Below are 12,749 nucleotides of genomic sequence, written 5' to 3' on the forward strand. Positions count from 1 at the left end.
GTACAAAACGTTTTGTATCGTCCGTATGACGATCCGTGGCACGCTGTGCGCATGACCGCACCCCGCCCCCGCGTCGTGTTCGACACCGATCTCGGCACCGACGTCGACGACGCCCTCGCCCTCGCGCTGCTCCTCGGCGCCTCCGACTCGATCGACCTGCTGGCGGTGACGACCGTCTACGGCGACACCCTCCTCCGCGCCCGCCTCGCGCAGCGCTACGCGGGCCTCGCGGGGCGGCACCTCGACGTGCACGCCGGCGAGTCGGCGACGCACTCGGGCCGCGAGGTCTGGTGGGCCGGGCACGAGGGCACTCTGCACGAGGGGCTCGAGCGCGAGAGCGTCTCGGCGGAGTCGGGGGTGGACGCCCTCGTCCGCCTCGTCACCGCGGAGCCCGGCACCGTCGACGTGATCGCCGTCGGGCCGCTCACCGACATCGCCGCCGCGATCCGGCGCGACGACCGCTTCGCCGGCTCCGTCCGCCGGCTGTGGCTGATGGGCGGCGCGTTCGGCACGGGCGAGACCGAGCACAACATCCGGAGCGACGCCGACGCGGCGCGCACCGTCTTCGCGGCCGGCATCCCGACCGTGATCGCGGGCCTCGAGGTGACTCAGCGCATCGCGATGCGGGCGGAGCAGCTCGACGAGATCCGCGCGGCGGGCGCGCTCGGCGAGGCCCTGCACCGCGACATCCGGCAGTGGTGGGAGTTCTGGAGCGAGACCTGGAACGTGCCGCACGACCCGGTGACCGTGCTGGCGCTCCTCCGCCCCGAGCTGGTCGCGCTGTCGGAGCCGGGGGCGGTGACCGTCGGCCTCGGCGGCGATCCGGAGGAGGACGGGTTCACGACGTTCACGCCCGACGCGTCCGGCTCGACGCGCCTGGTCGTCGATCTCGATCCCGAGGCGGTCTCGGCGGCCATCGTCGCCGGGGTGCAGGCGGCGGGCCGGCCCCTCGAGGAGTGAGCGGTCAGGCGCTGATCGCGGCGCGCACCGCCTCCGGAGTCGCCGGCTCGGTCGCGAGCAGCGCGCGGAGGTACTCGAAGAACCGCTCCCCGTCGATCCGCTCGACCGCCGTCGCATTCGCGATCTCGGGAGTCGCCTTCCAGTCGAAGACCGTCGCCCCGAGCGTCGCGCGCCCATCGGTCTCGACAGCGACGGAGTAGTGCCGCTCGGCCAGCACGATGTCCTCGTCGAGGCTGAGCAGCACCGAGAGCGAGTCGGGATGAGTCGACCCGTCGATGCCGACCCGGACGTCGAAGTCGAAGGTCGCCCGGTTGGCGCGCACGAAGAACTGCGAGAGCGGGGTACCCGCCTCGGCGATCCTTGCGACGCGGTCGGCGTCGAAGACGGCGTCGCGGAGGGTCAGAGGGTCCCAGGTGACGAACCGCAGATCCGCGAAGCCCGCCTCGGTCACGATCGCGGCCGCCTCCGGATCGACGTAGACGTTGAACTCGGCGGCCGGAGTGATGTTGCCCCGGCCGTTGATCGACCCGGCCATCACCGTCAGCCGCTCCACGTTGCCGACGAAGGACGGGTCCTTGCGCGCGGCGAGCGCGATGTTGGTCAGCGGGCCGATCGCGACGATCCGCAGCCGGCCCGCGTGCTCGGCGGCCAGCCGGATGAGCGCGTCGACGGCGTGCTCGGCGTCGGGAGTCTGCCCGTCCTCGGGGCGGCGGATCCCGCCGACCCCGTCGCCGTGCACGTCGGTCGCGCTCACCCAGGGGCGCAGCAGCGGGGTCCGGGCGCCGAGGTGCACCGGCACCTCCCCGGCGCGACCGGCCAGTGCGATGGTGAGGAAGGCGTTGTGCAGCTGCTGGTCGAAGCCCACGTTGCCGGCGACCATCGTGACCGCGCGCAGATCGGCGCGCGGGTCGAGGAGGCCGATGAGCAGGGCGAAGCAGTCGTCCGCGGCGGTGTCGGTGTCGATGACGAGGGGGATCACGCCCCGAGCGTAGGGGCGGTGCGTTTCGTGCGTGTGACGCCCCGGTCTCCTCCGCGAGATGCCACTCGGGTACGCGACACGCCGACGAACCCGTACCGAAGAGGCATCTCGCGGGGCAGGTCGGAGGAGCTAGCACGGCAGAATGGGTGGGGATGACAACCACACCGCCTCCGCTCGGCCTCCTCCTCGACGTCGACGGCCCCATCGCCAGCCCCGTGACCCGCACGATCTCGATCCCGGCCATCGCCGACGACCTCGTGACGCTCGCGAACGCGGGGATCCCGATCGTCTTCAACACCGGCCGCTCCGACGCGTTCCTGCGCGAGCGGGTGCTGCCCTCCCTCCTCGAGCGCGGCGTCTCGGCCGACGCCCGCATCGTGTGCGTCTGCGAGAAGGGCGCCGTGTGGTTCACGGTCGACTACCGCGGCACCTCCGAGCCGATCGTCGACGAGTCGCTCGCGATCCCGGAGGCGGTGGCCCGCGATCTCGAGCGGATGATCCGCTCCGACTACGACGACCTGGTCTTCTTCGACGAGACCAAGCGCGCGATGGTGTCGGCCGAGCAGCTCGTCGACCTCTCGAGCGAGGACTACCTCGAGCGCCAGCTCGTGTTCGACGCCGACGCGCTGCAGATCATGACCGCAGCGGGCCTCGGAGTCGAGCGCCGCGGCATCCGCTACCCCGACGACGCCGGCAAGGTCCAGTACCGCATCGACCCCACCGTCATCTCGACCGACATCGAGTCGAACCGTCTCGGCAAGGACCTGGGCGCCCAGCGCGCCGTCGAGCTGCTCGGCGCCACCGGCGCGATCCCGCAGCGCTGGCGCACCGTCGGCGACTCCCGGAGCGACTACGCGATGGCCGACTGGCTGTTCGAGCACGCCTACGACGTGGCCCACGTCGACGTGCGGCCGGCCGAGGGCGTGCCCGAGAAGCCCTACCCGATTCTCGTGGTCGACGGCCTGGTCAACGACGAGGCCGGCGCGAGCGTGCTGAAGCGCTGGACCGAGCTCGTGGCCGACGAGACGACCCCCGAGGTCGGCGGCGGAATCTCCCTCCACTCCCGCGAGTGATCCGCCACCCCTCCCCGCGGACGGGGTCGGACCGTTAGCGTTCGACGCATGAGAATCGCAGTCACCGGAGGATCCGGCAAGCTCGGCCGCAGCGTCGTCGCCCGCCTCCGCGCATCAGGCCACGACGTGTTCGACCTCGATCGTGCGGGGGAGCGCGGAGCGGGCTTCATCCGCATCGACGTCTCCGACTACGGCCAGGTCGTCGACGCCCTGCAGTCGGTGAACGACCAGTACGACGGTATCGACGCCCTCGTGCACCTCGCCGCCATCCCGGCGCCGGGCATGGCGCCCGACATCGCCACCTTCCACAACAACATGACGTCGACCTTCAACGTCTTCCACGCGGCGATCCGTGCGGGGATCCGCACCATCGTGCACGCGTCGAGCGAGACCGTCCTCGGTCTGCCGTTCGACGAGGCGCCGCCCTACATCCCCGTCGACGAGAAGTACCCGGCCCGCCCGGAGTCGGTGTACTCGCTGACCAAGGTGCTCGAGGAGGCGCTCGCCGTCGAGCTGTGCCGCTGGCACCCCGACCTCAAGATGATCGGCCTGCGCTTCTCGAACGTGATGGACGAGGCCGACTACGCCGAGTTCCCGTCGTTCGACTCCGACGCGCTGGCCCGCAAGTGGAACCTGTGGGGCTACATCGACGGCCGCGACGGCGCGCAGGCGGTCGAGAAGGCCCTCGAGCTCGACGCCACCGGCTACGACCGCTTCATCATCGCGGCCGCCGACACCGTGATGACCCGCTCGAACGCCGAGCTCGTCGCCGAGGTGTTCCCCGGCGTCGAGACCCGCGGCGACCTGGGAGTGAACGACACCCTGCTGTCGATCGACCACGCCCGCGAGGTCCTCGGCTACGCCCCCGAGCACTCTTGGCGCGACTCGCAGAACTGACGCGCGTCCCGAGCACGTTCGGCTCGCACGAACACGTTCGGCTCGCAGGAATCCGTGGATTCTGCGAGCCGAACGTCGTATCACGAGCGGAGGATCACCCGGCCGGGTGTCACTCCGGGATGTAGTTGAAGGTGTCGGGGTCGGGGCCCGTGCGGTGCCCGCGGTCGAGCGCCGTGATGGCCGTCATCGACTCGTCGTCGAGCTCGAAGTCGAAGAGCGCGAAGTTCTCCTCGACGCGGGCGCGCGTCACCGACTTGGGGAACACGATGTCGCCGCGCTGGATGTGCCAGCGCAGCACGACCTGGGCGGGGGAGCGGTCGACGCTGTGCGCGATGCGCACGATCGCCTCATCGTCGAGGACGAGACCCTGCGCGATCGGCGACCACGCCTCGATGGCGATGCCGTGCTCGGTGCCGTACGCGCGCAGCTCCTCCTGGATCAGGTAGGGGTGCACCTCGATCTGGTTCACGGCCGGGACGATCGTCGCCTCGGCGCGGAGTCGGTTGAGGTGATTGGTCTGGAAGTTGGAGACGCCGATCGCCTTCGCCTTGCCGCTGCGGTAGATCTCCTCCATCGCCTTCCAGGTCTCGAGGTAGTCGCCGACCTTGGGCAGGGGCCAGTGGATGAGGAACAGGTCGACGTAGTCGAACTGCAGTTCGCCCAGGGTGACGTCGATCGCGGCGAGAGCGTCCTCGCGGGCGTGGAAGCCGTTGTTCAGCTTGCTCGTCACGAAGACCTCGGAGCGGTCGAGCCCGGAGGCGCGCACGGCCTCGCCCACGCCGGCCTCGTTGCCGTACATCTCGGCGGTGTCGATGTGGCGGTAGCCGACCTCGAGGGCCGCCAGAGTGGCGTCCTTGGTCTCGGCGGGGTCGATCTGGAACACGCCGAATCCCAGCTGCGGGATCTCGACTCCGTTGTTCAGGGTGATCGTGGGGACGGTGGTGTCCGTGCTCATACTCGAGCGTCCTTTCGTCGGGGGTCGGCCGCGTCGTGATGCAGGCGGCCGAAGACCAGTTCACGCCCCGGGCCCTCCCAGCTGCAAGGCCTTGCGCGGCCCGCGAACACCGGGAGCCGGGAACGCCGAAGGCCCCCGGCACGGATGCCGGGGGCCTTCGAGGGAGTGCTTACGCGCGCGACTTGCGGCCGGTGATCGCGCCGTAGATCAGCAGCACGATGATCGCGCCGACCACCGCGAGGATGATGCTGACGAGGTTGAAGCCCATCGGGTCGTCGCGCCCGAAGAGCGCTCCGCCGATGAATCCGCCGAGCAGTGCGCCGACGATGCCGAGGATGATGGTGATGATCCAGCCACCGCCCTGCTTGCCGGGGAGGATGAGCTTGGCGAGTGCCCCGGCGATGAGGCCGAGAACGATCCATCCGATGATTCCCATGATGTTTTCTCCTTAGTGTCCGTGCCCGATCGGCCGTTCCGATGCGAGCGGGCGACGCCTGTCGTGAGGGCGTCGTGAGTCGAGTGGTGCCGGTCAGCGGATCGAGCGCTGCACCTTGTCGCGGGCCTTGGCCGCGACCTTGGCGAAGTGCTTCGCCTCGCGCTTCGAGGACTTCTTGAGCTTCTTGCGGGTCTTCTTCGTGGCGGGGTCGTTCCACACACCGAGTGCGAGATGACGGAGCTCTTCGTAGCGTCCGCGTCCGGCGCGAGCACCGAAGACGTAGGCGGCGAGAGCGACGAGCGCCAGCAGGACGAGGCGGGGATTCATGCGGTGACCCTTCCGACAGAGGAGCACCGGGTCGTGCTCGACACCTACTGTGACTCTCCGGGGGGATCCGTGACAATTCAGTCCCCGACCATTGACAGCGACCCCCGTCGTCGTGCGACGCGTGCGCGCCGACCCTGTCAGACGGAGGAGCAGGCCGGGGCGGCGCTCGAGAACCGCTCGTGCAGATAGGCGCCGTAGCCGCCCGTGACCCGGTTGTCGCGTCGGCCCGAGGTGACCACCTCGCCCCGGTCGGTCGCGCCGATCACGGCGCCGAGCGCACGCAGCCGCTCGACCAGCCTCACGTCCTCGTGCAGCTCCTCCGCGCCGAACCCGCCTGCAGCGAGGTACGAGCTGGCCCGCACCCCGAGGTTGGCCCCGTGGATGCTGCCGATCGACTCCTCGCGAGCGCGGGTGTCGCGCCAGCGGCCGTACGCCTCCGGGTCGAGGTCGGCGGGCTCGGGGCGAACGGTGCCCAGCAGGGCGTCGTGCTCGAGGGCGTGCTCGACGTGCACGCGCAGCCAGTCGAGGGGCACGACGGTGTCGCCGTCGGTGTTGGCCAGCCAGAGGCGGGCCGAGGGGGAGGTCGCGCCGGCGAGAGCGTGCTCGATCCCCGCCGAACGGGCGGCACCCACTCCGCAGCGCTCGATCTCGAGCACCTCGGCGCCGGCGGCCAGGGCGCGCTCGACGGTCGCGTCGGTGCAGCCGTCGGCTGCGACGACGAGCCGCGTCGAGACGGAGGGGTGCGAGCGCGCGAGGTGCTCGGCGCTCGCGAGGACGGAGGACACCAGGCGCCCGATCCGCTCCTCCTCGTCATTCGCGGGCACGACGACGAGGATCTCCTCGATCGGCCCGGGTTCCGTCACGGTGCGCTCCCTCAGTGCGTCGTCGATCACAGCAGTCCCGTCCGCCGCGCGACCGAGCGGTGGTCGCGGGTGTGGACCTCGAGGAGCACGTCCTCCTCCTCGTGCCGCACCAGCCTGTGCAGGCCGAGCCGACCGACTGCGCGCTGCACGGCGTCGCCGTCGAGTTCGACGCCCTCGATCGGGTGCCGCCAGTGGACGGTGACCAGCTCGCCGCCGGGGGAGAGGCGTCCGAGGATCCCCGCCAGCGCGTCCTCGAGCGCCGCGGCCCCGAGGTAGTAGCCGACCTCCGAGAGCACGACGAGGTCGAACGGCCCCTCCGGCACGCCACGGGTGATGTCGTGGTGCTCGACGCGGACGTGCGCGAGCGGAGCCAGCCGCCGGGCCGCCCTGTCGACCGCGGCCGCCGAGACGTCGATCGCGAGCAGCCGGTCGGCGCGCTCCGCGAGCGCCTCGGCGAGCACGCCGATCGAGGCGCCGATCTCGAGCACCGATCCGTAGCGCCGCTCGGGCAGGCTCGCGAGCGTCAGGGCGCGCTTGCGCTCCTCGTACCAGCGGCTCGTGTAGCCCCAGGGGTCCTCGTGCCGCTCGTACAGCTGGTCGAAGTAGCTCATCGTCACGTCCCCAGTCTCTCGGAGCCGAGGCGCTCGAAGGTCGGCGTCATGCGATCCGCACCAGCCGGTCGTCTCCCGCGAAGTTCCGGAGGAAGAGGGGGTGGAGCACGGCGTCGGTCCCGCCCGGGCCGGGAGAGGTCTGGCTCCCGTAGCGCTCGAGGGCGCTGCGCTTGCGCTCGCGCGCCTCGGCGTCGAGCTCGACGCGCACGAGAGCGGTCCACGGCACCTCTTCGTGCGACGGATCCGCCCAGTGCCAGAGCCAGATCGGCGCGGCGAGCGCGGGGTGGCCGAGCTCGGCGGCGATCTCGGCGCAGATCTCACCGACGACGCGGTGGTCGCGGTGCCCGTCGCGCTCCCAGGTCGAGAGCAGGAGCACGCTCCCCGCCGTCCCGGAGGCGCGCGAGCGCACCTCGTCGGCGATGCGGTCGCGGTGCTCGGGAGTCGCCGAGTCCGGCACCTCGAGGAAGCCGAGCCCGATGCCCGCACCGAGCTCCGCGAGCGCCTGCTCGGCCTCGACCCTGCGCTCGGCGGCGAGATCGGCGGAGGCGTCGCCGTGCGCCGCGGCTCCGTCGGTCACGATCACGACGTCCACCGGGGTCCCGAGCCGCCGCGCGAGCGCGATCGTGCCGCCGCAGCCGAGCGTCTCGTCGTCCGCGTGCGCGACGACGACCAGGACCCGGTCGATCGTGGGCGCCGCGAGCAGTCCGTGCTCGAGGAGGGGGAGCCGGTCGAGCCGGCCGTCGTCCCGCCACCGTTCGAGGGGAGTGCCCTCGAGGTGGCCGTCGAAGCTCACCACTGCTCTGCGCTCCCGGAGGAGAGCACCGCGCGCCCGAGCGATTCGTCGTCGCGCTCGGCGTGGTGCTGACGGACGTAGAGGAGGAGGTCGGCGACCCGCTTCGCGTGCTCGGCGTCGAGGGCGAGGGGCGCCGGTCCGAGCGCTCGGCCGGCGCGCAGGAGGATCTCCTCCACCGCCCCCGCGACGCTCGCGCGGACGCGCTTGGCGAGCAGGGATCCGGCGGCGCCCCGGGCTCGGCCGCCGTCGATCAGGAGCGCGGCCTCGTCGAGCGCGCGCCGGGCGGCCGACAGCGCCGTGTCGATCGCGCCGAGGTGCGCGAGCAGGTGCGGATCCTCGCGCCGCGAGGCCGCGCGTGCGACCGCTGCCGCGACTCCGAGCGCCCCGCCGTACCAGCAGGCCGCCACCCCGATCCCGCCCCAGGCGAAGCCCGGCCGTGAGAGGTACCAGCCGGCCTCGCCGACCGCCCTGGCCCGGGCCGCGCGGAACAGGACCGGCCCACTCGGGATCTCTATGAGGCCGCGCGGATGCCAGGCGCCCGCCTCCGGAGTCGCCCGCCCGTCGCCCAGGCCGACGGAGAAGAGCCGGCGCTGACCGGAGGCGTCGCCCACGTGCGCGGTGACCAGCGCCGCGTCGAGGCGGTCGGCCAGCGAGCACCACGGCTTCACTCCGTCGAGCAGCCAGCCGTCGCCGTCGGGTCGCGCGACGAGCGGCTCGTCACCGCCCTCCGCGGCGAACACGCCCCAGGTCGCCTCGACGGCGATGCCGGTGTCGGAGGGGCCCAGCCCCGCCTCCGCGAGGATCGCCAGCGCATCCAGGTGCGGCTCGATCGCGCGGGCGACACCGAGGTCGTGCCGCGCGAGGCGCTCCAGCAGGCCGAGCAGCTCTGCGGTGCGGCCGGAGCCGGGCAGCGGCGCGTCGCGTGCGATCGTGCGGGCCAGCGCGAGCGCGCCGTCGACGTCGTCGGGCAGGGGCGGGAGGTCGCGGGCATCCATCCCGGTCGACGCTACGCAGTCGTCCGCCCCGCGGGACCCCGATTGCCCGACTCGCCCCGCGGTGGTAGCGCCGCCGTCACGACCTGCCGCCGTCGAAGTCGAGTGCGTTGATCCGGTGCAGCAGCCTCGCGAACAGCTCGACGTCGCCGTGCTCCCAGCGGCGCAGCTCCTCGTGCATCAGCGCCTGGTTCGAGCTGCGGATCTCGCTGAGCCGGGCGGCCGTCTCCTCCGTGACCGCGAGGATGGTCACGCGTCCGTCGCCGGGATCGGGCGCCCGGATGAGGAACCCGAACCGGTCGAGCGCGGTGATCTGCCGGCTGAGTGTCGACTTGTCGAGCTCGAGCAGCTCCGCCAGCGCGCCGGAGGGGAGGGGCCCGCGCCGGTCCAGCGCCGACAGCGTCCGGTAGCCCAGGGCGGTCAGCTCGGGATGCAGCTGCTCGGCGTACGAGCGCATCGCCGCCCTGACGCGGGTGAGGAGGGTGCTCAGCTCGCCCTCGACCGAGGCGATGGCGGCGTCGCTGGCCGGCGTGGAGGTCATGACTCCAGGATCCTCCGTCCGCGCGCCGACTCCGACTTGCGCCGCACCCCCAGCACGTCGTACGCTTTCCGAAGCCAAAGACCGCCGGTTTCCGGTGTGCGCGCGAGCAAGGCCCTGGGCCCTGCGAAACCGCCACCGGACGAAGGATTCGCAGAGCGAATGGCCCGCGCAGGTGTGCAAGAGATTCAGTACTGCGATTCATCGCGATCCCCGAAGCTCCCGCGCTCCTGCGCCGGAGCTTTTTTCTTTGCCTGCTTCGGGCTACCGGCACGAGAATTCACAGGAGTAACCATGGCGAACAAGGAAGCCTCGGTCGCCGAGCTCACGGACAAGTTCCAGAGCTCGACCGCCGTTCTGCTGACCGAGTACCGCGGTCTCACTGTTGCTCAGCTGAAGACGCTGCGCAAGGACATCAGTGAGCACGCGACCTACGCCGTGGTGAAGAACACGCTGACCAAGATCGCGGCGAACAACGCCGGGATCACGTCATTCGACGACGAGCTCGCCGGCCCCTCGGCCATCGCGTTCGTGCACGGCGACCCCGTCGCCGTGGCCAAGTCGCTGCGTGCCTTCGCCAAGGCAAACCCTCTGCTCGTGGTCAAGGGCGGTTACTTCGACGGTAACCCTCTGACCGCAGAAGAGGTGGGCAAGCTCGCCGACCTCGAGTCCCGCGAAGTTCTGCTCGGCAAGCTCGCCGGCGCCTTCAAGGCCTCGCTGTTCGGTGCCGCATATCTGTTCCAGGCGCCGCTGTCCAAGGCCGTTCGCACGGTCGAGGCACTGCGCGAGAAGCAGGAGTCCGCGAGCTGATCCGTCCCTCTCGGGAGACGGTGCGCACGCGGTTCGTAGACAAGAAAAACTAGGAGAAAAATCATGGCAAAGCTCACGCAGGACGAGCTCATCGAGGCCTTCAAGGAGCTCACGCTCATCGAGCTCTCTGAGTTCGTCAAGAAGTTCGAAGAGGTCTTCGAGGTCACCGCCGCCGCGCCCGTCGCGGCTGCAGGCGCTGCCGGTCCGGCCGCCCCCGTCGAAGAGGTCGAGGAGCAGACCGAGTTCGACGTCGTGCTCGAGGCCGCCGGCGAGAAGAAGATCCAGGTCATCAAGGAGGTCCGCGCGCTCACCAGCCTCGGCCTCGGCGAGGCGAAGGCCGTTGTCGATGGCGCCCCCAAGGCTGTCCTCGAGGCCGTCAACAAGGAGACCGCCGAGAAGGCCAAGGCTCAGCTCGAGGCTGCCGGCGCGACCGTCACCGTCAAGTAAGCAGTTCCCTTCCGGCTCACGCCGGTCTGCTCTGCTCCGCCCCTCGCGGCGCATCAGTGGGCACAGGGCGTCGTCTCCTCGGAGACGGCGCCCTTCGTCGTTCCCGGCCGTCGACCTCGCCGCGGGCCCGCCGCCGCGCGGGCTCTAGGATCGGAGGCGTGACTGCTCCCGATCCGCTCGCCGGCCTGCCGGCCCGTGACGTCCCGCCCAGCGAGGTCTCGCTGAGCGAGCTGCTGAGCGACTTCGTCTCGGTGACGCACCGCATCACCCGCCTCGCCGCGCAGGCGACCGACAACCAGGAGTCGCAGGCCGTCTGGCGCACCCTGTCGGTGCTGCTGTCGATGGGCCCGATGCGCCTCGGCGAGCTGGCGGTGCAGAGCCGGGTGTCGCAGCCGACGATGACCAAGATCGTGAAGAACCTCGTCGAGTCGGGCTGGCTCGACCGCATCGCCGATCCGATCGACGCCCGCGCCTGGCAGATCCGCCTCGCCCCGGCCGGAGCCGACGCCCTCACGGCCTGGCGCTCCCAGCTCGGCGACGCCCTGACCCCGATCTTCGACGACCTCTCGCCGGAGGACCGCCGAGTCCTCGAGCGCGCGGTCGAGATCATGCACGAGCGCCTGGTCGTCGCCCCCCGCCCCTGAGGTCCGCGCTCAGTCCTCGGGCCAGCGGACGCGCACGTCGACCTCGGGGTGCTTGCGTAGCCATGCGGCGATGAACGGGCAGCGCGGGACCACGGTGAGCCCCGCCTCCGTCACGGTGAGCACCGCGGCGCGGGCGAGGATGCCGCCGAGGCCCCGGCCCTCCCAGCCGTCGTCGATCACGGTATGGGTGAGGACCACCTCGTCGCCGCGCCGCAGGTAGGCCGCGAAGCCGGCCGTCTCGCCTCCGACCGCGATCTCGAAGCGCGAGCGCTCCTGGTCGTCGCGGACGGTGGGCGTCTCTCGATCGGTCATGCTCCGATTCTGACTCCCCGCGGCGTCGACGTGCTCGTCCTGATCACCAGCGTGGCCGGGATGGTGGTGTGGCACGCCGGGGGAGGGGTCTCTCCGCGCGCACTCGCGGCCAGCGCCTCCAGGACCAGCTGGACCGCCAGTTCGCCCTGCTGGCGCGGATCCTGCCGGATCGAGCTGAGCCCGAACAGCTCGGCGAGCGGGTGGTCGTCGATCCCGATGACCGAGACGTCCTCGGGGACGGAGAGGCCGAGCTCGCGCGCCGCGAGGATGATGCCGATCGCGATCTCGTCCGAGGCGGCGAAGATCGCGGTCGGTCGAGTCCTCGGGTCGCCGAGCACCTGTCGTCCGGCTCGGTGGCCGCCGGGGATGTCGAACCGCGTCGGCACGAACGAGGCCGGGTCGGAGGTGAGGCCGGCCGCCTCCATCGCCTCGCGGAACCCGTCGCGGCGCTTGGTGTGCACGTGGAAGTCCATCTCCTCCTCCGCGAGACCGCCGATGTGCACGATGCGCTCGTGGCCGAGCGAGAGGAGGTGCTCGGTGGCCAGGCGCGCAGCGGCGACGTCGTCGATGCTGAAGGTGGGGATGCCGGGGAGCTCGCCGCCGATGCCGACCACGGGCTTGCCCAGCGCGAGCAGGGCCTCCGTCTCGTCGGGTGAGATCTCGAGGGTGACCGCGACGATGGCGTCGACGCGCTTGCGGACGAGGTAGTACTCGAAGACGCTGCGGCGCGCGTCGAGCTGCTTGTCGATGTTGTAGAGCAGGAGGTCGTAGCCCGCCGCGAGCAGGGCGTGCTCGATGCCCTCGATGATCCCGCCGAAGAACCACTGGTTGATGATGGGGATGACGACGGCGATGTTGTTGCTGCGACCGGTGACCAGGCTCGAGGCGTTCGCCGAGACGACGTAACCGAGGCTCGCTGCTGCACCCTCGACCCGCTGCTTGGTGCTCGCCGAGACGTACCCGCGGCCGCTGAGCGCCCTCGAGACCGTCGCCTTCGAGACTCCCGCGAGTTCGGCGACCTCTTCGATGCCCGGCACGTCGTGACCCTCCCGACCGTCCGGCGTCGGTGCTGGAAACGGTTCCAGGAATTTATACCCCGAATGCGGGAGGTG

17 protein-coding genes are annotated in these 12,749 nt (G+C 71.2%); 6 read left to right on the forward strand and 11 right to left on the reverse strand.

The genetic code is table 11. From position 1 onward, the window contains the following. Positions 1 to 51: 51 nt before the first annotated feature. A complete protein-coding gene (locus ASG06_RS10165) occupies positions 52 to 960 on the forward strand; it encodes a nucleoside hydrolase (RefSeq protein ID WP_056041646.1) in 909 nt (302 codons plus the stop codon). A 4-nt stretch (positions 961 to 964) separates the two neighbouring features. Here the strand turns inward: ASG06_RS10165 and ASG06_RS10170 are convergent, their stop codons facing one another. Beyond that, positions 965 to 1,939: a nucleoside hydrolase gene (locus ASG06_RS10170; protein ID WP_056041649.1), complete on the reverse strand. Its 975-nt coding sequence runs from the start codon at positions 1,937 to 1,939 to the stop codon at positions 965 to 967. 152 nt (positions 1,940 to 2,091) lie between these two features. Between ASG06_RS10170 and ASG06_RS10175 the strand changes: the two genes are divergently transcribed. Together ASG06_RS10175 and ASG06_RS10180 are read left to right on the forward strand one after the other, a co-directional pair. Further along, entirely contained in the window at positions 2,092 to 3,012 is a 921-nt protein-coding gene (locus ASG06_RS10175) for a hypothetical protein (protein WP_056041650.1), read from the forward strand. Positions 3,013 to 3,060: 48 nt separating this feature from the next. Next, the gene (locus tag ASG06_RS10180; RefSeq protein WP_056041652.1) at positions 3,061 to 3,909 is read left to right on the forward strand and encodes an NAD-dependent epimerase/dehydratase family protein; all 849 of its coding nucleotides are present in this window, start codon (positions 3,061 to 3,063) and stop codon (positions 3,907 to 3,909) included. Positions 3,910 to 4,018: 109 nt separating this feature from the next. On the opposite strand, the gene ASG06_RS10185 is transcribed toward ASG06_RS10180, so the two are convergent. From ASG06_RS10185 to ASG06_RS10220, 8 genes are all read right to left on the reverse strand, one after another. Continuing rightward, positions 4,019 to 4,864 (reverse strand): aldo/keto reductase, encoded by an 846-nt coding sequence (locus ASG06_RS10185; protein WP_056041654.1) that lies wholly within the window; start codon positions 4,862 to 4,864, stop codon positions 4,019 to 4,021. A gap of 169 nt (positions 4,865 to 5,033) precedes the next feature. Further along, positions 5,034 to 5,300, reverse strand: a complete 267-nt coding sequence (locus tag ASG06_RS10190; RefSeq protein WP_056041656.1) for a GlsB/YeaQ/YmgE family stress response membrane protein — start codon at positions 5,298 to 5,300, stop codon at positions 5,034 to 5,036. 93 nt (positions 5,301 to 5,393) lie between these two features. Further along, on the reverse strand, positions 5,394 to 5,627 hold the full coding sequence (locus ASG06_RS10195; RefSeq protein WP_056041658.1) for a hypothetical protein: 234 nt from the start codon (positions 5,625 to 5,627) through the stop codon (positions 5,394 to 5,396). 137 nt (positions 5,628 to 5,764) lie between these two features. Continuing rightward, a complete protein-coding gene (locus ASG06_RS10200; RefSeq protein WP_162239022.1) occupies positions 5,765 to 6,490 on the reverse strand; it encodes a glycosyltransferase in 726 nt (241 codons plus the stop codon). A gap of 26 nt (positions 6,491 to 6,516) precedes the next feature. Then, positions 6,517 to 7,101 carry an SAM-dependent methyltransferase gene (locus ASG06_RS10205; protein ID WP_056041662.1) on the reverse strand — a complete coding sequence of 195 codons (585 nt, stop codon included), beginning with the start codon at positions 7,099 to 7,101 and terminating at the stop codon, positions 6,517 to 6,519. A gap of 46 nt (positions 7,102 to 7,147) precedes the next feature. After that, positions 7,148 to 7,894 (reverse strand): PIG-L deacetylase family protein, encoded by a 747-nt coding sequence (locus ASG06_RS10210; RefSeq protein ID WP_162239023.1) that lies wholly within the window; start codon positions 7,892 to 7,894, stop codon positions 7,148 to 7,150. Next, complete coding sequence (locus ASG06_RS10215) at positions 7,891 to 8,889, reverse strand: acyl-CoA dehydrogenase family protein (RefSeq protein WP_056041667.1); 999 nt, start codon at positions 8,887 to 8,889, stop codon at positions 7,891 to 7,893. Before ASG06_RS10215 ends, ASG06_RS10210 begins: the two co-directional genes overlap by 4 nt. Positions 8,890 to 8,965: 76 nt before the next feature. Further along, complete coding sequence (locus ASG06_RS10220; protein WP_056041669.1) at positions 8,966 to 9,427, reverse strand: MarR family winged helix-turn-helix transcriptional regulator; 462 nt, start codon at positions 9,425 to 9,427, stop codon at positions 8,966 to 8,968. Between the two features lie 291 nt (positions 9,428 to 9,718). Between ASG06_RS10220 and rplJ the strand changes: the two genes are divergently transcribed. The 3 genes from rplJ (at position 9,719) to ASG06_RS10235 (ending at position 11,325) form a co-directional block, all read left to right on the forward strand. Beyond that, on the forward strand, positions 9,719 to 10,234 hold the full coding sequence (gene rplJ, locus ASG06_RS10225) for a 50S ribosomal protein L10 (RefSeq protein ID WP_056041671.1): 516 nt from the start codon (positions 9,719 to 9,721) through the stop codon (positions 10,232 to 10,234). 63 nt (positions 10,235 to 10,297) lie between these two features. After that, positions 10,298 to 10,681: a 50S ribosomal protein L7/L12 gene (gene rplL / locus ASG06_RS10230; RefSeq protein ID WP_056041673.1), complete on the forward strand. Its 384-nt coding sequence runs from the start codon at positions 10,298 to 10,300 to the stop codon at positions 10,679 to 10,681. 158 nt (positions 10,682 to 10,839) lie between these two features. Further along, positions 10,840 to 11,325 carry a MarR family winged helix-turn-helix transcriptional regulator gene (locus ASG06_RS10235; protein WP_231727674.1) on the forward strand — a complete coding sequence of 162 codons (486 nt, stop codon included), beginning with the start codon at positions 10,840 to 10,842 and terminating at the stop codon, positions 11,323 to 11,325. Between the two features lie 9 nt (positions 11,326 to 11,334). Here ASG06_RS10235 and ASG06_RS10240 read toward each other — a convergent pair whose 3' ends face one another. Together ASG06_RS10240 and ASG06_RS10245 are read right to left on the reverse strand one after the other, a co-directional pair. Further along, the gene (locus ASG06_RS10240; RefSeq protein WP_056041675.1) at positions 11,335 to 11,637 is read right to left on the reverse strand and encodes a GNAT family N-acetyltransferase; all 303 of its coding nucleotides are present in this window, start codon (positions 11,635 to 11,637) and stop codon (positions 11,335 to 11,337) included. Next, entirely contained in the window at positions 11,634 to 12,674 is a 1,041-nt protein-coding gene (locus ASG06_RS10245) for a LacI family DNA-binding transcriptional regulator (RefSeq protein WP_056041677.1), read from the reverse strand. Before ASG06_RS10245 ends, ASG06_RS10240 begins: the two co-directional genes overlap by 4 nt. Positions 12,675 to 12,749: the final 75 nt, after the last annotated feature.

Origin of the sequence: Rathayibacter sp. Leaf185 (genome assembly GCF_001423885.1) — a bacterium.
Taxonomy (GTDB): Bacteria; Actinomycetota; Actinomycetes; order Actinomycetales; family Microbacteriaceae; genus Rathayibacter.